12 protein-coding genes are annotated in these 17,227 nt (G+C 58.8%); 6 read left to right on the forward strand and 6 right to left on the reverse strand.

What is annotated here, in order from left to right:
* Nucleotides 1-100: 100 nt before the first annotated feature.
* A complete protein-coding gene (locus LG383_RS02165) occupies nt 101-661 on the reverse strand; it encodes a YceI family protein (RefSeq protein WP_225758245.1) in 561 nt (186 codons plus the stop codon).
* A 106-nt stretch (nt 662-767) separates the two neighbouring features.
* Here LG383_RS02165 and LG383_RS02170 point away from each other — a divergent pair, with 106 nt between their 5' ends.
* Nucleotides 768-1,178, forward strand: coding sequence for an ASCH domain-containing protein (locus LG383_RS02170; protein ID WP_225758246.1), 411 nt, complete (start codon nt 768-770; stop codon nt 1,176-1,178).
* A gap of 127 nt (nt 1,179-1,305) precedes the next feature.
* Here LG383_RS02170 and LG383_RS02175 read toward each other — a convergent pair whose 3' ends face one another.
* From LG383_RS02175 to LG383_RS02185, 3 genes are read right to left on the reverse strand one after another with little or no spacing between them, the layout of a single operon-like run.
* Nucleotides 1,306-2,640: an HlyD family type I secretion periplasmic adaptor subunit gene (locus tag LG383_RS02175; protein WP_225758247.1), complete on the reverse strand. Its 1,335-nt coding sequence runs from the start codon at nt 2,638-2,640 to the stop codon at nt 1,306-1,308.
* A complete protein-coding gene (locus LG383_RS02180; protein ID WP_166183479.1) occupies nt 2,637-4,403 on the reverse strand; it encodes a type I secretion system permease/ATPase in 1,767 nt (588 codons plus the stop codon). The genes LG383_RS02175 and LG383_RS02180 overlap by 4 nt, the downstream gene beginning before the upstream one ends.
* 51 nt (nt 4,404-4,454) lie before the next feature.
* Nucleotides 4,455-9,875, reverse strand: coding sequence for a peroxidase family protein (locus LG383_RS02185; protein WP_225758248.1), 5,421 nt, complete (start codon nt 9,873-9,875; stop codon nt 4,455-4,457).
* Nucleotides 9,876-10,640: 765 nt separating this feature from the next.
* On the opposite strand from LG383_RS02185, the gene nanR reads away from it, so the two are divergent.
* The 5 genes from nanR to nanQ all read left to right on the forward strand — a co-directional run bounded on the left by nanR (nt 10,641) and on the right by nanQ (nt 15,354).
* A complete protein-coding gene (gene nanR, locus LG383_RS02190; RefSeq protein ID WP_106994981.1) occupies nt 10,641-11,426 on the forward strand; it encodes a transcriptional regulator NanR in 786 nt (261 codons plus the stop codon).
* 125 nt (nt 11,427-11,551) lie between these two features.
* Nucleotides 11,552-12,451 (forward strand): N-acetylneuraminate lyase, encoded by a 900-nt coding sequence (nanA, locus tag LG383_RS02195; RefSeq protein WP_225758249.1) that lies wholly within the window; start codon nt 11,552-11,554, stop codon nt 12,449-12,451.
* 88 nt (nt 12,452-12,539) lie between these two features.
* Nucleotides 12,540-14,021 carry an MFS transporter gene (locus LG383_RS02200; RefSeq protein WP_225758250.1) on the forward strand — a complete coding sequence of 494 codons (1,482 nt, stop codon included), beginning with the start codon at nt 12,540-12,542 and terminating at the stop codon, nt 14,019-14,021.
* Complete coding sequence (locus LG383_RS02205; RefSeq protein ID WP_225758251.1) at nt 14,018-14,893, forward strand: N-acetylmannosamine kinase; 876 nt, start codon at nt 14,018-14,020, stop codon at nt 14,891-14,893. Before LG383_RS02200 ends, LG383_RS02205 begins: the two co-directional genes overlap by 4 nt.
* Nucleotides 14,890-15,354 carry an N-acetylneuraminate anomerase gene (nanQ, locus tag LG383_RS02210; protein ID WP_225758252.1) on the forward strand — a complete coding sequence of 155 codons (465 nt, stop codon included), beginning with the start codon at nt 14,890-14,892 and terminating at the stop codon, nt 15,352-15,354. The genes LG383_RS02205 and nanQ overlap by 4 nt, the downstream gene beginning before the upstream one ends.
* Nucleotides 15,355-15,394: 40 nt before the next feature.
* Here the strand turns inward: nanQ and LG383_RS02215 are convergent, their stop codons facing one another.
* Together LG383_RS02215 and LG383_RS02220 are read right to left on the reverse strand one after the other, a co-directional pair.
* Complete coding sequence (locus LG383_RS02215; RefSeq protein WP_166183460.1) at nt 15,395-16,249, reverse strand: PA4780 family RIO1-like protein kinase; 855 nt, start codon at nt 16,247-16,249, stop codon at nt 15,395-15,397.
* 69 nt (nt 16,250-16,318) lie between these two features.
* A complete protein-coding gene (locus LG383_RS02220) occupies nt 16,319-17,221 on the reverse strand; it encodes a LysR family transcriptional regulator (protein WP_225758253.1) in 903 nt (300 codons plus the stop codon).
* Nucleotides 17,222-17,227 lie beyond the last annotated feature (6 nt).

Genomic DNA, 17,227 nt, shown 5'->3' on the forward strand with positions numbered 1-17,227 from the left:
TTTTTTAATGAGAATAATACAAAGGTATGATTTTTTAGCTGTATAAATTGATGATCCGTAAATAGCGCTACGACATAAGTACTATTTTTTGCAGGGCGTATTATCCGGCGGGGGAGGGTTTCGTCTGGATATCGATGGCAATGGCGATCCGATCGTCCACCACCAGCGCAAAGCGATCCATTTTATAGGCCGACCGGGAGATGGCGGTGGTGGCATGGAGCGCGATCGTCTCTCCCGACTGGCGATCGAGTCGGGCCTCGAGGATCACCGGACGGCTGAGATCCCGGACGGTAAGGGTGCCAAAAGCGCGGTAGCGATCCGGGCCGAGCGCCACCACCCGGGTGCTGGAAAAGGTGATGGTCGGGTAGCGGGCGGCATCAAAAAACATGTCGCTTTTCAGCTGCCAGGTAAGCAGGTTGTTGGAGGCCTGCAGCGTGGCGACCGGGATGGTGACATTGATGCGGTCGTCAAATTCATTGTCCGGGTTCAGCGTGACCTGACCCGTCACCCCCTTCAGATGTGCCCACGACGGAATGCCGCCAAAGGCGCGCCACGACAGCTTGATAGCGGTTTTCTCCGTGTCGATGGTATGGGCGATCGCCGCCGCCTGTAACGACGGGCAAATGAGCGTGACCAGCAGCAGGAGAACAAGGCGCAGCATATGATCTTCCTTTCATAGAGTGAGATAAGCGTAGAAAGGCGAAAACGCATCGGCAAGGAGGCGTGCTACAGTGAGGCATTAAAATGTGAGCTGACAAGGGTATACGATGGATTTGATCGATGGCTTAAACAAGAAATATCCGGGCGCTCAGGCATGGGCCTTCGGGGATAGTCCTGAGATGGCAAACGCACTGGCAGCCCTGGTCGTCAAAGGAGTAAAGACCGCCACCTGCTGCTCGCTGGCCTCCTTTAATGCCGATGACGCCACCCCGGGGCCCGGGAGTTACCATATTATTCTTAATGGGCAGGGCGCGCCGGTATGCGTCATCAGAATCGTCTCTCTGCGTCTGGTGCGTTTCTCAGAGGTGACAGAGGCCTTTGCCCGCAAAGAGGGGGAAGGGGACTTGAGCCTGGACTACTGGCGCGAGGAGCATAAGGCCTTTTTCACCCGGGAAGGTGTGTATGCGGATGATATGGAGCTGGTGGCCGAGGAGTTTGTGGTGGTTGAGGTGATGTGATTTGTGCCGCAGTGCAACGCCGGGTGGCGGCTACGCCTTACCCGGCCTACGAACAGTAGGCCCGGCAAGCGAAGCGCCGCCGGGCAGAAAGGCCGCACCGAAGTGACAACACCAGCATGTGACCCCGTCAAATCTCCTTAAACGCCAGCTCCAGGCGGGCCATCAGCGGTTTAAACAGGTAGCTCAGGAAGGTGCGCTCCCCGGTTTTAATCGTCACACTGGCGGGCATCCCGGCTTTTATCTTGTGATCGCGCAGCAGGCGCACCCCCTCCGGGGAGACCTGCACTTCGGCCAGGTAGTAGGGCTGCTGGGTCACTTTGTCGGTCAGGCGGTCGGCCGAGACGGTCAGCACCCGGGCCGGCACCGTCGGCAGCAGGGCGTGGTTGAGGGCCGGGAACATCACGTCGACGGTCAGCCCCGGGGCCATTTTATCGATCGCCTGCACCGGGATTTTGGCGTCGATTTGCAGCGGCTGTCCGGCGGCGACAATATCCATCAGGTGTTCGCCGGGCTGGATCACCCCACCCACGGTGCTGACTTTGACATCCAGCACGATGCCGTCGATAGGCGAGCGGATCACGGTGTTATCCAGCTCGTGGCGGGTCGACTGCAGTTCGTCCTCCAGCATCGCCACCTCTTTTTGCTTATCCGTTAATTCAGACTCCACCTCCCGCTGGTACTGGTGCTGCACCTGGTAGGCTTTGATCCGCAGTTCGTTTTGCTGCGACTTCAGTTTGGCGATATTGAGAATATCCTCCGAGATGGTACTGGAGATCTCCGCCGCCTCGCGCTCCAGCACCATCAGCTGGGCTTTGGGGTAGTAGTTCTTCTCGCTCAGCGCCCGGATAGCCCCCAGCTCCCGGTTGATCAGCGTGAACTGATGCTCCCGGTAGCCTTTAATCTTATTCAGGTTCTCGATCTGCCCCACCAGTCCGTCAAGAGACTCGCCGATCATCGACAGCTCATCCTGAATATTTTTGCGGCGGGTCTCGAACAGTTTGGCCTGCAGCTGCTGGCTCTCCGCCAGGCGTTTATTGTTGGCGAAGTTTTTGAGCAGGGTTTCGCTGAAGGTGATGCTCGCCGCGCCGTTGCGTTCCGCCAGCAGCCGGTCTTCGCTGGTTTTGGCGGAGATATACTGGGCGCTTAACGCGCTGTAGCGCATATCCAGCTGCAGGGTATCCAGGCGCATTAATACCTGGTTCTTCTTCACCGCTTCCCCTTCCTTCATAAAGATGTCGGTCACCCGGCCACCGCTTAAGTGCTGGATGGTTTTGCGGTTGCTGGAGACCGTCACCGTCCCGTCGGCCACCACCCCGGCATCCAGCGGCGCCTTCACCGCCCAGAGTAAAAACCCGCCGACCGCGATCAGGATCACCGCCAGGCCACGAATCAACGGCGGCCAGATATTGGTATCGACAAGGTCGGCGTCTGGCATTTCGGGACTTTTATTGTTGTTGTTCATGATAATGCCTCACGTGGAGTTTGATGGGTTTCAACAGGCGGCTCGCTAACGGCGGCGGGTGCGACGGGGACCGATTTCAGCATGTTGGCCTGGCGCAGGTTGGCAAACACCTGCTCGCGCGGGCCGAAGGCCTGAACCGCACCTTCGTTAATCAGCAGCACTTTATTCACCACCCCCAGCAGGGTTGGACGATGGGAGATCAGCACCACCGTTTGCCCCTGGGCGCGCAGGGCGTTGATGGCCTTGAGCAACGCCATCTCCCCGGCGTCGTCGAGGTTGGCGTTGGGCTCATCGAGGACGATAAAGGCCGGGTTGTTGTAGACCGCCCGGGCCAGGCCGATGCGCTGGCGCTGGCCGCCGGAGAGCTGATGGCCACTGGCGCCAAGCCGGGTGTCGTAGCCCTGCGGCAGGCGTAAAATCATCTCGTGAACCCCGGCCAGCTGCGCTGCGGCCACAATCAGCTCGCTGTTGGCCTCGCCAAAGCGGGCGATGTTCTGGGCGATGCTGCCGTCAAACAGCTCCACGTCCTGGGGCAGATAGCCCATCGACGGGCCGAGCAGGGTTTTATCCCACTGGCAGATGTCAGCCCCATCCAGCCGCACTTTTCCGGCCAGCGGCTGCCATACGCCCACCAGCAGCTTCGCCAGCGAGCTCTTACCGGAGGCGGAAGGGCCGATGATCCCCAGCACTTCGCCCTGTTCGAGCTGGAACGAAATGTTGCGCAGGGTGGCAGCTTTCTGCCCCGGAGGAGCGGCAAACACCCCTTCGACGCTGATGACGCCTTTCGGGGTCGGCAGGGTGAGGATCGCTTTAGAGGCCGGGTACTCCTCCAGCAGGTGGGTGAGCTGTTTCCAGCCGCTGCGGAACTGCACGAACTGCTTCCAGCTGCTGATGATCTGCTCCACCGGGCTCAGCACGCGGCCGAGGATAATCGAGGCGGCAATCATCAGCCCGGGGGTGATTTCACCGGCGATCACCAGCAGGGCACCGGCCCCCAGCGACACGGATTGCAGCAGGACGCGGACAAACCGGCTCAGGCTGCTGTAGACCGCCGATTTATCGGCAATGTGGGTCTGGAGCACCATCACTTTGGTATGGCCTTCCAGCCAGTGCTTTTTCAGGGTGGCAAGCATCCCCATGGCTTCGATGGTGTCGGAGTTCTGCAGCTGCTTGTTGAGGATGATCGAGTTGCTGACGCTCAGCATTTGCGCCTGCTGAATCGGCGTTTTGGTGGAGAGCTCCGTGAGCAGCGTCAGGCAGAGTAAAATCACGATCCCGCCGAGCGACAGATAACCCAGCAGGGGATGGACGAGGAACGCCACTAATAAATAGAAGGGCGTCCAGGGAATATCGAGCAGCGCAAACAGACTGTTGCCGGAGAGGATCTGGCGGATCTGCGCCAGCTCGTTCAGCGCCTGCGCCGGGTTATTATCCCCCGTCGCAATTTTGCGCTTAAAGGCGGCATTAAAGACCAGCTGATTTAACTTCACGTCCAGACGGTTGCCCAGCCGGATCATCACGCTGGAGCGGGCGAACTCAATCATCCCGATAACGATATATAACCCAACGATCAGCAGCGTTAGCATCAGCAGGGTGGTGGTGTTCTGGCTGGCCAGAACCCGGTCGTACACCTGTAGCATATAAATTGCCGGCGCCAGCATAAGCATATTTATCACGCTGCCAAAAAACAGCAGGGTAATAAAGGCAGGCCTGGTCCCCTTGAGGGCTTTTTTCAGTTCTGTTGACTTATACTGGCGCGGCATAGGGTGCTCCTTATTAAATCAATGAAGTCGTGTTATCGATGACCGTGGCACTTAACCCAGCTGGAAATCCGTCAACTGAATCGCGTTGACCGCCGTATTCAGTAACGTGATTTTGTCGCCGTTGGCGAAGTTCAGGACCGTCGACGTCCCGCTGGTGGTCATCGTGATGTTGCTGTTGAAGTTCGCGGCAGTAATGCCCCGTGCCTGCAGGTTGATCAGATCCTGACCGCCGGTCGGGTTACTGTCGAAGTCGGTAATGATGTCCTGCCCGAAGTTGGTCCCGAAGATAAAGAAGTCGTTGCCCCCTGCGCCGGTGAGGGTGTCATTCCCGCCCGCGCCGTTCAGGCGATCCACCCCGGTGCCGCCGGTGAGGGTGTTCCCCAGGGCGTTACCGGTCCCGGTGAAGCCGCCGTTGCCGGTAAAGGTCAGGACCTCGACATCCTGGGTCAACGTATAAGTGTTGAGACTCACCCGGACGGTATCGGTCCCGCCGTTGACCCCTTCCACCACCGTATCGCCCGCGTTATCCACGGTATAGGTGTCGTTTCCGAGACCCCCGGTCATGGCGTCAGCACCCTGGCCGCCGTCGAGACCGTCGTTACCGTTTCCGCCGATCAGGGTGTCGTTCCCGGCCAGACCGAACAGGGTATCGTCACCGTCCATCCCGTTGAGGGTGTCGTTACCTCTGCCGCCGGTCATGGTGTTGGCCAGCGCGTTACCGGTGCCGTTGAAGTTGCCGGTTCCGCTATAGGTCAGGTTTTCAAGGTTGTCGGCCATCACGTAGCTGGCGGCAGTGACCTCAACGAGATCGGTCCCGGCGTTGGCGCCTTCCGTGATCACATCACCCAGGTTATCCACGTGATAGGTGTCATTGCCGACGCCGCCCGCCATCTGGTCAGCACCCACGCCGCCGTCCAGATCGTCATTGCCCGTCCCGCCGATCAGCACGTCGTCACCTGCCAGACCGAGCAGGGTATCGTTACCCGCGCCGCCGTCGATGTAGTCGCTGCCGGATGTGCCGAACAGGGTGTTCGCCCCGTTAGTACCGGTCAGCAGATTACCGACCAGCTGGGTCGGGGCTGAGGTCAGGGTGACCGACGGGTTGCCCTCATCGTCGGTCACCGTCACCACCACCCGCAGCTGCCGCTCTACCGTCGTCTGGGTTGGGGTAAAGGTGGCCGCCGTGGCCCCGGCAATGTTGATGAAGCCCAGACCCGAACTCATCTGCCACTGGTAGCGGAAGTTGTTACCGTTGGTCAGGCCATCGCCATCGGTAATACCCGAGACGTCAGCCGTCAGGGCCAGGGTGCGGGTTGGCGTCAGATCGCTGACTACCGGCGCGCCGCGAGTCGGTTGATCCCGTGGTCCTACCGTGCCGGTGATCGCCGACACCAGGGATTCCGCATCGCCCATTCGGTCGTTGAAGCTGGCGGTGACCCGCAGCTGCGCGCCAAAGAGGTTATTGCCCACCCGGAATTCGGTGCCGGTGGCCTGGTCGCGCCACTGGCCGCCAATCAGCGCCTGCCAGGTGTAGGTGATCGGCAGGTTGTTCGCCAGACCATTGCCATCCGCCAGGTTAGCGGTGCTGACCCGGAGCAGATCGCCCACGCCAGGGGCTTTGTTGCTGATGTCGACGCTGCCGGTGGCTTTTTGCGATGTCACCCACAGCTGGGTGTTGTCGCCAAACTCCAGTTTTTCGATATTCAGCAGGCGGTCGGTGCCGTCACCTAAAGGCAGGTTGGCGGAGACGGTGGCGTGGTTGACCGTCAGGCTGCCGTCGGCGTTGCGGGTAAAGTTGTAGTTACCGTTGACGTCGCGGTAGAGCGCAATGTCGGTTTCGCCATTGTTACCGTCATTGAGGATCTCACGCACGATGTGCAGCTGGCCCGGGTTGATCACGCGGTTCAGCATGTCGGCATTGAGTTCTTTCATGCTGTCGACACTTTTGATGACGCCACCCTGTGCGTCGCGCACTTCGATACGTACGTTCAGCCAGGCATCGCCATCGATGATGTCATTCCCCGCTTTACCCATGATGCGGTCGCTGCCGCCGCCGCCGAGAATAATGTCCGCGCCGTTGTCCGGGTTCAGCACCACGCCATCTACGGCGCCATTGATGAGATTGCTGCCGACCACCTTATCGAGGCCGTTGATGCGTGCTACCCCGTCGAGGGTGAGGTTGTTGGAGAGTGGCGTTCCCTGAACCGGGGCGGTGCCAAGCGGCTGATCGGTCCCGGTGAGTACATCATTAAATTTCCAGCCCGACAGCCCCTCCACCAGGTCGAAGCGATCCCGCAGGATAAATTCCTGCTGGTTAACGAAGATCGGAATGCCGAGGTCAGAGTTGGCGCCGACAACGTCGCCCTTATGGATCGCCCAGTCGAAGCCCGCCATCCCGTTGTTACGCTGGATGCCCGCCCCCTGCACCATGATGTCATCGCCCGCTTCGCCGTCGTAGTCAGTATCGTTCCCCTGACCGTTCAGCACGTCGTGACCGACAATGGTACTGTTGAAGAACAGCTCGGAGTTTTCGCCCGTCAGGGAGTCAAAGCCGTCGCCGCCCTCAAGCCAGTCGTCGCCTTCGTTGCCCAGTAGGGCGTCGGCCCCGGAACCGCCCATGATGAAGTCATTGCCCAGGCCGCCAAACACCTCCTGGGCATCTTCGCCGACGACAATAAAGTCCTGTCCGCTGCCGCCGAAGCTGAGGTCGTTACCGTTGCCGGAGAAGATGACGTCGTTCCCGGCATCGCCGTGCAGGAAGTCGGCGTCGCCTACCGGGGTCCCGGTGTCGGTGATGATGTCGTCCCCGTCGCCACCGTGCACGGTATCCGCTTCATCACCGCCGTCGAGACGGTCGTTACCGCCGTCGCCCCACAGGCTGTCGATGCCTTTGCCGCCGATTAAGGTATCGTTACCGGCAGAGCCGCCCAGCACCACGTGCCCGTCGCCGATGTATTTCAGGTAAGCGCCATCCGCCTTGCCATCGCCGTCGATGTCCGCCCCGGCCGCTTTGCGCACCACCAGCGGGGTGAGCAGGTCTTTGAGCGCATTACCCCATTTAGGGTCAGCGCCAATCTGTACCCCGGTGTTCACTTCCAGAATATGATCCGGGGTCATGAACAGTTTCGCATGCACGTGAGAGGAGCCTTCATTGCCGAGGTCGCTGTTACGCATGACCAGGGCGGCAAACGAGTTGGCCTCCAGTTGGGTAAGCATGTTCAGGCCCTGGGTACGGCTCAGGTAGTAGAAGCGGTCCCCGTCCTGCAGCATCTCCATCTGGGTCTCAAAGACGAAGTTGAAGGTGGAGCCGAGCATGCCGCCGAACTCATTTTTCCGCTCTGCCAGGCCGCCAATCCAGAAGTCGACCATGTTCAGGCCGGTTTCTTTGTTAGCCCATGCGCCCGTGCTGTTGAAGAAGTCAAACGCGTCGGCACGCCGCGCGTCGTTGGCATCACCAAACAGCAGGAAATCTACCGCGGCGCGTTTACCTTCGATGGTGGTGGCGTCAAGGATCAACTGATGCTGCCCGTAGGCGGCCATAAAGTTGAGGATCGAGGCGGTATTTTTCAGGTAAACAGCAAAGTCAGCCCAGCTCTCATAGGGCTTCAACTCGCTGTTACCCGTCAGTTCGAAGAATTGCGCACGGGCCTGATTGAGGGTGGGCATAAAGGTGTCGCGACCGCGGGCGATGTTGAGCGCACCTAAATCCAGCGGCAGACCGACCAGGTTATTACGCAGTGCCCCGGTCAGAAACTCATCGATTTCGTTCCCCACCTGACGAGTCATCCCACGCACAATCGCACCGATGGCGGCATGACTTTCCATTGAGCCGTCGTTATCGAAGGCCAGTGGGTTAAGGAAGGCCTGAATGAGTCCGAGGTCGTCACTGGCCATATCTATGCCGATACGATCGACGCTCTCAGTGAGCATCGAGTGGCCGAAGCGGTAGACCACGTGGGCGAACTCCGCGAAGATCGCCGGGTTGATGTCGGCGGTGTTCGAGAAGACAAACGGGTCGACCGCCGGTTGCACGGCGCGGGCGAACTCTTCAAATACCAGGTGCTGGTATTCCATCTCGGTGGTAAAACGCCCGGCCTGGAACAGGTATTCGCCGTTCCACACCAGGGTGCTGGTGTCTGCCGGGATCTCGGTGATTTGGTGGTTCGGCATCAGCCACTGGTTGATCACGCTGACATCACCCGACCCCAGAATGGTGGCTTTGTACTGCTCTACCAGACGGTTATGTTCGTCGTGGAACACCGAGTGCACCGCGGTTAAGCCGACGTTCTCGTTGCCGCGGCCATCACCGGTGATGAAGTGGCGATCGAGCAGTTCGTTATCGTAGGTACCGGCTTCCGGTGCCCCGCCAATCACATCGTTGGCATCGGCCAGCAGGACGCCGTTGGCGTCAACTTTCGGCACCGCCGTGTGGGCGATATCATCGAGGAAAGCATGGCCGGTGCGCAGGGTGTCTGACGGCAGCAAGCCGCCGTTGGCCTCCACCAGGCCGTGAAGGGTGACAATCTGCACTTTCCCGTTCGCGCTTAACATCAGGTTGCCGTAGCGGTCGGTCGCCAGCAGCGGCACGTTGAAAACATCCGCATCGGTCAGCTGAATGCCGAGGAATTGCAGGGCATGGGCTTTGACCTCACCCCAGGTGGCGATCCCGTGCGCGCCATCCAGCAGATTGCCGGTTGGCTCGGGTTTGCCATCGATGAAGGTGTATTCGCGCAGGAAGATCTGATGCGACGGATGAGAGGTGTAGGTCTGGTTCTGATCGATCCACGGGGTGGTGGTGTTCACCGTATTGTGGGTGGCATCCACTTTGGCCCGGGTGAGGATCATGAAGTTGGTCGGGGAGCCCTCTTTGTACAGCGGATCGTCAGGCATCAGCGGGATAAAGACGATCCCGTTGCCCTCTTTGGGGATCAGATCCAGACCGTGGTCGAAGAACTGGCCGAAGAAGGTCATCCAGCCGTTGAAGGCGGGCGACAGGCCGACATCCGGGGAGAGGTTAGGGATGGAGAGGCTGCCGTTCTCGCTGGTGCCGCCCCCGGGGGCGTCTTTTAATCCCTCCGCCGCATCCACTGCCGCCGGGTTATTGCTGCTCTGGTCGGAAATAATATTACTGATGGTACGCGGGTCGGAATCGGTCACCACGCCGTTAGGGCCGGAGGTACTCAGATATTTTGCCAGTTCTGGATTGTTTTGAATGGCTTCCAGATCCAGCGGCACCAGACGGGGCATGGTCTGATCGGCAGCACCGTACATCTCCTGACCCGGTAACAGGTTGTTCCAGGAGCCGTCCACGGTACGAATGCCGTACGGCAGCAGCGGGTCACCTACCGCGTCGCGCAGCGCGTCGCCGTTGACGGTGCCATCGGCATTCGTGGCGGATTCGGAGATCTTGATCTGCTTGAGAATAAATTCGAGGTCATGCAGCGTGACAGTAAAATCATATTGTTCGGCCATAATTAATTACCTCAATCTTGAATCGCTATCATCATTCTTTTTCGCTGTTTAAAAATTGTGCGAAAAGGAGGTGCCGGGTCGTACGGGATTAATCCAGGGTCGGTGATTGCATTAATGCGCTCCGTGTTAAGTCGTTAATGACAGTGCCCTTTCCCCGTTATTACCGGGGTTGCCGGGGTGAATTTTGGGTAAGTTTATTTATCCCTCCTGTGGAGCGATAAATAAAATCACTGACGGACTCGACGCTTTAAATGCGCACAGGCATTCAAAGGGCCAGGGCCACAGGCATGACAAGGTTTTAGCGGGGCTTAACGAATGTTTAAAAGTGTTATCACATGTTACTGTCTCGCTATTGTGATAACTATGGAGTGTCTTTATCTTCCCACAATAATACTTTCTTATGAGCACTCAGAGGCGCGGTTATTATTTTTTCTACGCCATTTTTGCAGAGTTGTACAATTAGAAGGGCGCTGTCTATATTTTCGAAATTATTTTTGTGGCTGTTTTTGTTGAATGGGAAAATTATTTAGCAGGCGAATTTATTTTTTTAAATTCCTGGGGCGGGAACAATAATATTACCCTGCGAAGGAATAGTTGAACGGTTGGTCAAAATTAATAATGGCCAGTAAATATCAGAGAATATGTAATCGTTTTTGTAATTGATAATTATTCAGCGTGTAGTGCGTCCGTTCGCCTCTCACCTGGCGGTAATGCCTGTGGTATGATAAAGAACTCTTTAACTCAACTTCTTACGATGTAACGTCTATGACTTTGTCCCGCGAAAAACAGGCAGAAACCTCCCCGGAAACCATTGGGCGTGCATTACGCCGTCGTCCGCTGGCGCGCAAAAAATTGTCAGAGATGGTGGAAGAAGAGCTGGAGCAGATGATCCGTCGTCGTGAGTTTGCCGAAGGGGAGCAGCTGCCCTCTGAACGAGAGCTGATGGCCTTTTTTAACGTCGGGCGGCCTTCGGTGCGCGAAGCGCTGGCGGCGTTAAAACGCAAAGGGCTGGTGCAGATCCAGAACGGCGAGCGCGCCCGCATTTCGCGTCCGTCTGCGGATACCATCATCAGCGAGCTCTCCGGCATGGCGAAGGATTTTCTGGCTCATCCGGGCGGGATTGCCCACTTCGAACAGCTGCGCCTGTTTTTTGAATCCAGCCTGGTACGCCATGCCGCCCAGCATGCCAGCGAGGCGCAAATTGCTCTGCTGGAAAAAGCGCTGGAGCTGAACAGCCAGTCGCTGGATGACAATGCGCTCTTTATCCGCTCTGACGTCGAGTTTCATCGCGTGCTGGCGGAGATCCCGGATAACCCTATCTTTATGGCCATCCACGTGGCCCTGATCGACTGGCTGATCGCCGCCCGTCCTGCGGTACCTGAGCAGGCGCTGCGTGAGCATAATAACACCAGTTATCAACAGCATATCGCCATCTTTAAGGCGATCCGCAGTCAGGATCCCGATGCGGCTGAACAGGCTTTACAGGCGCACCTCACCAGCGTTTTCGCCACCTGGCACGCCTTCGATCAGAATAAAAAGCGCCGCAAGTAGCCCCACGATCGTTTAGTGAACTGGATCGCGTTCTGCGCATTTCGTTGATGTTTGTTTCGGCCTTGCTGGTATAACAGGTATAAAGGTCTACAGTCATAACATCATCATCACCTATCGAGGTTACTATGTCAGTTACGCTGAAAGGGGTTATGCCCGCTCTGCTTACACCGTTTAATCACCAGCAGCAGCTGGATACCCAAAGCCTGCGCCAGCTGGTGCGGTTCAACATTGCTCAGGGCGTGGACGGCCTGTATGTCGGGGGTTCCACCGGCGAAGCCTTTGTGCAAAGCAGCGCTGAGCGCCAGGAAGTGCTTGAGATCGTTGCCGAAGAGGCGAAAGGAAAAATCACCCTGATTGCTCATGTCGGCACCGTCAGCACCCACGAGAGCCAGCAGCTCGCCCGGGCCGCCAGCCGTTTTGGCTATGACGCCGTCTCTGCCGTAACGCCGTTCTACTACCCGTTCAGCTTTGAGGAACACTGCTATCACTACCGGGGGATCATTGATTCTGCACAAGGGTTGCCGATGGTGGTGTACAACATTCCGGCCCTCAGCGGAGTGAAACTCTCTCTGGATCAGATCAACACCCTGGTGACCCTGCCGGGCGTGGGCGCCCTGAAACAGACCTCCGGCGATCTCTTCCAGATGGAGCAGATCCGCCGGGCGCACCCGGATCTGGTGCTCTACAACGGCTACGACGAGATCTTCGCCTCCGGCCTGCTGGCTGGGGCGGATGGCGGGATCGGTAGCACGTACAACATCATGGGCTGGCGGTATCAGGGGATCGTTAAAGCCCTGAAAGAAGGGGATATCGCCACCGCCCAGGCGCTGCAGACAAAATGTAATGAGGTTATCGACCTGCTGATCAAGGTCGGCGTGTTCCGCGGCCTGAAAACGGTACTGCACTACATGGACGTGATTGAGGTGCCGCTGTGCCGCAAGCCGTTTGCGCCGGTCGATGAAAAATACCTGCCTGAGCTGCGGGCCTTAGCGCAACAGCTCCAGCACGAAAAAGAACAAGGTTAAGACAACGTCTGATGCCGGGCCTGTCCGGCATCACTCAAGCTGTACCCTACAAAAACAGCGTATGGGTTTACCCATTGCGGAGACTGACATGAATACAATGACACAAAATGTCCCGTGGTATCGTTGCCTCAGCCGTCAACAGTGGCGTGCGTTTTCTGCCGCCTGGGTCGGTTACGTTCTTGATGGTTTTGATTTTGTTCTGATCGCCCTCGTACTCACCGATATAAAAACCGAATTCGGCCTGACCACCCTGCACGCCGCGAGCCTGATCTCCGCCGCCTTTATCTCCCGCTGGTTTGGCGGCCTGATGCTGGGCGCGATGGGCGATCGCTACGGTCGCCGCCTGGCGATGGTCAGCAGTATTGTGCTGTTCTCCGTCGGCACCCTGGCGTGCGGCCTGGCCCAGGGGTACACCACCATGTTTATCGCCCGTCTGGTGATCGGCATGGGGATGGCAGGGGAGTACGGCTCCAGCGCGACCTATGTGATCGAAAGCTGGCCGAAACACCTGCGTAATAAAGCCAGCGGTTTCCTGATCTCCGGCTTCTCTGTCGGCGCGGTGGTGGCGGCTCAGGTCTACAGCCTGGTGGTGCCGGAGTGGGGCTGGCGGGCGCTGTTCTTCATCGGCATTCTGCCGATTATCTTTGCCCTGTGGCTGCGTAAAAATATTCCTGAAGCTGAAGACTGGAAGGAGAAGCAGCAGAGCAAAACCCCGGTTAAAACCATGGTGGACATTCTCTATCGCGGCGAACATCGGGTCATCAATATCGCCATGACGCTGGTGGCGGCAGTCTCCCTGTGGTTCTGCTTCGCAGGCCAGCTGGAGAGCGCTGCGATTGTCGCCGTGCTCGGCCTGCTGTGCGCGGGGATCTTTGTCAGCTTTATGGTGCAGAGCAACGGTAAACGCTGGCCGACCGGCGTCACCCTGATGGTGGTAGTGCTGTTTGCCTTCCTCTACTCCTGGCCCATTCAGGCCCTGTTGCCTACCTATCTGAAAACCGATCTGGCGTACGATCCCGCCACCGTTGCGCAGGTGCTGTTCTTCAGCGGCTTTGGCTCCGCCGCGGGCTGCTGCGCAGGGGGCTTCCTCGGGGACTGGTTAGGCACGCGGAAAGCCTATGTCTGGAGCCTGCTGGCCTCGCAGTTGCTGATCATTCCGGTGTTCGCCATCGGCGGGAGCAGCGTCTGGGTGCTGGGTCTGCTGCTCTTCTTCCAGCAGCTGTTCGGACAGGGGATCTCCGGCATCCTGCCCAAACTGATCGGCGGCTACTTTGATACCGAACAGCGCGCGGCCGGGCTTGGCTTTACCTATAACGTCGGTGCGCTGGGTGGCGCGTTAGCCCCGGTGCTGGGGGCCTTTATCGCCCAGCGGCTGGATCTGGGCACCGCGCTCTGTTCGCTCTCGTTCGGCCTGACCTTTGTCGTCATCCTGCTGATTGGCTTTGATATGCCGTCCCGCGTGCAGCGCTGGCTGCATCCTGAAGCCCTGCGTACCCACGACACCATCGACGGCAAACCCTTTAGCGGGGCCCTGATCGCGTCAGATGCATTACAGAGAGCGTCAAGATGATCGCGCTCGCCATTGATATCGGCGGGACCAAGCTCGCCGCGGCGCTGGTGGACAGCGCCCTGCAGATTATCGCCCGCCGGGAGATCCCGACACCCGCCAGCCAGACCCCGGATGCGCTGGAGGCCGCGCTGCGCGAGCTGGTGATGCCGCTCTCTTCGCGGGCGCAGCACTTTGCCGTCGCCTCGACCGGGATTATTCAGAACGGGGTATTAACCGCGATCAATCCGTCCAACCTCGGGGGGCTTTCCCACTTCCCGCTGGTGGACTGTTTATCCGCCCTGACCGGGCTCCCCGGCGTGGCCCTGAACGATGCCCAGGCCGCGGCGCTGGCCGAGTATCAGCAGATGCCGCCCGCCATCCGCGACATGGTATTCATCACCGTCTCGACCGGGGTCGGGGGAGGGGTGATCCAGAACGGCAGGCTGGTGACTGGCTCCGGCGGGCTGGCTGGCCACTGCGGCCACACCCTTGCCGACCCGAACGGGCCGCGCTGCGGCTGCGGACGAACCGGCTGCGTGGAGGCCATCGCCTCGGGGCGGGGGATCGCCGCGGCCGCACAAGGGGAGCTGGCGGGGCTGGATGCGAAAGCCATATTCGCTCACGCCGCCCGGGGTAATGCCCAGGCGGTGGCGCTGATTGCGCGTTCCGCCAGAACCCTGGCGCGGTTGATTGCGGATCTGAAAGCCCTGACCGACTGCCAGCGGGTGGTGGTTGGCGGCAGCATCGGGCTGGCCGAGGGTTATCTCCCGCAGGTACAACACTACCTGGCGCAGGAACCCTCTGCGTACCAGACCGAACTCTGTTCCGCCCGTCATCAGAGCAACGCAGGACTGCTGGGCGCGGCATTATGGGCACAAGGACATTTACAATGATTGTGGGTGATATCAGGCAGCTTCAGGCGGCCGGGCTGCCGGCGACGTTCTGTCAGGCTATCGACCAGGCGCTGAGCGCCGGGATCGCGGACCTTGCACCGGGAAGCTATCCGCTGCAGGGGGAGACGGTATTTGTCAATGTGATGGCGTTTGCGACGCAAGGTGCGGAAGAGAAACACGCCGAGCTGCATCGCCGCTACATCGATATTCAGATCCTGCTGGAAGGTGAAGAGCGGATTTATTACGGGCTGGCGGGGAGCGCGCGGGAGTGCGGTACATGGCACGAGGAGGAGGATTATCAGCTTTGCCAGCGCATTGAGAATGAACACTCCCTGACGTTAACCCCGGGAATGTTTGCGGTCTTTATGCCGGGAGAGCCGCATAAACCTGGCTGCTACGTCACCCAGCCGGGGAGGGTGAAAAAAGCGGTGATTAAGGTGCACCACAGCCTGCTGCCTTAAGGCCTAAAAACAAAGCCCGCATATGCGGGCTTTCATGGCGTTAGTCGTCTTCGCGTTCTTTAACGGCACGCTGACGTTCGTAATACTCATCCTCTGCCGAAATGATCTCATCCAGCAGGGAATCCATATCCACATCATGGACCTCTTCGACGAACAGCCCGGTGAGCGGCGATTCCGGGGTCAGTTTTCCGTCTTCATAGAGCATCCAGATCTCTTTCGCATAGCGCGTTTTCAGCAGCTGCGGGGCGAACTGACCATAATACTCGGTGATGTTATTCACATCGCGCTCAAACATGGACTGCGCATGGTTGTTCGCGGCGGCATCCACCGCCTGCGGCAGATCGATGATCACCGGGCCCTTGTCATCAAGCAGCACGTTAAACTCTGACAGGTCGCCGTGAACAATACCGGCACACAGCATGCGCACGATATTGCGGATCATGGTGTCGAAGTCTTTTACAGCCTCTTCTTCCGTTAAAGAGACATCGCTCAGGCGTGGCGCAACGGCACCATCACCGTCGGTGACCAGTTCCATCAGCAGCACGCCGTCCAGACACATATAGGGCTGAGGCACGCGTACACCGGCGTTGGCCAGGCGGAATAACGCATCGACCTCTGCCGTGTGCCAGACCTCTTCCTGTTGCTTACGGCCAAATTTAGAGCCTTTCTGCATGGCGCGGGCGTCACGCGAGTTGCGCACCTTGCGGCCTTCCTGATACTGCACGGCCTGCTTAAAGCTGCGCTGTGACGCTTCCTTGTACACTTTGGCACACTGAATCTGGTCCCCGCATAGCACGGTGTAAACGTCTGCCTCTTTGCCGCTTTTCAGGCGTTGAAGCACGTTATCTATCAGGCCGTCATCGACCAGGGGCTGGAGTCTGTTTGGGATTTTCATGCGGCTTTTATAGCGCATTTTTGCCGCTTTTCGTACCAAAAAAGCAGGCAAATATCGTCTTCCAGAGGATTAACGTGTTGCCTGGCCTTCACAACAGGCTTTGACCGCCTCAAACAGTAACCTGACACCCGCGGAGAGCTGCTTGCGGTGGGGGCAGATCATGTTCAGCGGTACGCTCTCGCCCTCGTAGTCTTTCATTAACACCTGGAGCCGACCGGCGCGGACATCTTCCGCCACGTCGAGCCAGGATTTGTAGGCCACGCCCGCTCCGGAGACCGCCAGACGGCGGATCACCTCGGCATCATCACTCATCATGGAGCCGCTGACGTTCACGCTGTGCATCTCGCCGTCGCGGAAGAAGGTCCAGCGATCGTGAAGACGCCCGCGCAGAACAAAGGTCAGGGCGTTGACCTGGCTTAATTCATCGGGATGGTTCAGGTCACCGTGGCGGGCGACCCACTCGGGGGAAGCCACCAGCACGCGGCGGTTGTCGGGGGCGACGGGGAGAGAGATATAGGACGCATCTTCCGGCATGCCGTAGCGAAAGGCGATATCCACCGGATCCTTAAAGACATCGGCTACCTGGTCGGAGAAAAAGATGCGCAGCCGCAATGCCGGGTAGCGCTCATCGAAGGCCTGAAACACCGGCAGGAGCAAATTGCGGCCTAAATCCGACGGGACGGCAATCTGCAGGGTGCCGGAGATCTCCTCTTCCGGGGTCTGGATTTTTTGCATTCCGGCATACATCGCATCCAGCATCTGGCGCGCGTAGGGGAGCCAGGCTTCGCCTTCCGGCGTTAAGCGCAGGCTGCGGGTGGAACGTGCAAACAGCCGGATGGCCAGCGACGACTCCAGCCGTTTGATGGCGGCGCTGACCTGCGCTGGCTGGACGCCCGCCTCTCGTGCCGCATCGCTGAAGCTGCTGAGGGCAGCGACGCGAACGAACAGTACCAGATCCTCAAGCCGCACCATTTTCAT

Source organism: Leclercia sp. Marseille-Q4284, from assembly GCF_916618945.1.
GTDB classification, from domain to species: Bacteria; Pseudomonadota; Gammaproteobacteria; order Enterobacterales; family Enterobacteriaceae; genus Enterobacter; species Enterobacter tamurae.

Coding starts and splice junctions, on each gene's coding strand:
- LG383_RS02165 (WP_225758245.1), bottom strand. CDS start 661: ATGCTGCGCCTTGTTCTCCTGCTGCTGGTCACGCTCATTTGCCCGTCG.
- LG383_RS02170 (WP_225758246.1), top strand. CDS start 768: ATGGATTTGATCGATGGCTTAAACAAGAAATATCCGGGCGCTCAGGCA.
- LG383_RS02175 (WP_225758247.1), bottom strand. CDS start 2,640: ATGAACAACAACAATAAAAGTCCCGAAATGCCAGACGCCGACCTTGTC.
- LG383_RS02180 (WP_166183479.1), bottom strand. CDS start 4,403: ATGCCGCGCCAGTATAAGTCAACAGAACTGAAAAAAGCCCTCAAGGGG.
- LG383_RS02185 (WP_225758248.1), bottom strand. CDS start 9,875: ATGGCCGAACAATATGATTTTACTGTCACGCTGCATGACCTCGAATTT.
- nanR (WP_106994981.1), top strand. CDS start 10,641: ATGACTTTGTCCCGCGAAAAACAGGCAGAAACCTCCCCGGAAACCATT.
- nanA (WP_225758249.1), top strand. CDS start 11,552: ATGTCAGTTACGCTGAAAGGGGTTATGCCCGCTCTGCTTACACCGTTT.
- LG383_RS02200 (WP_225758250.1), top strand. CDS start 12,540: ATGAATACAATGACACAAAATGTCCCGTGGTATCGTTGCCTCAGCCGT.
- LG383_RS02205 (WP_225758251.1), top strand. CDS start 14,018: ATGATCGCGCTCGCCATTGATATCGGCGGGACCAAGCTCGCCGCGGCG.
- nanQ (WP_225758252.1), top strand. CDS start 14,890: ATGATTGTGGGTGATATCAGGCAGCTTCAGGCGGCCGGGCTGCCGGCG.
- LG383_RS02215 (WP_166183460.1), bottom strand. CDS start 16,249: ATGAAAATCCCAAACAGACTCCAGCCCCTGGTCGATGACGGCCTGATA.
- LG383_RS02220 (WP_225758253.1), bottom strand. CDS start 17,221: ATGGTGCGGCTTGAGGATCTGGTACTGTTCGTTCGCGTCGCTGCCCTC.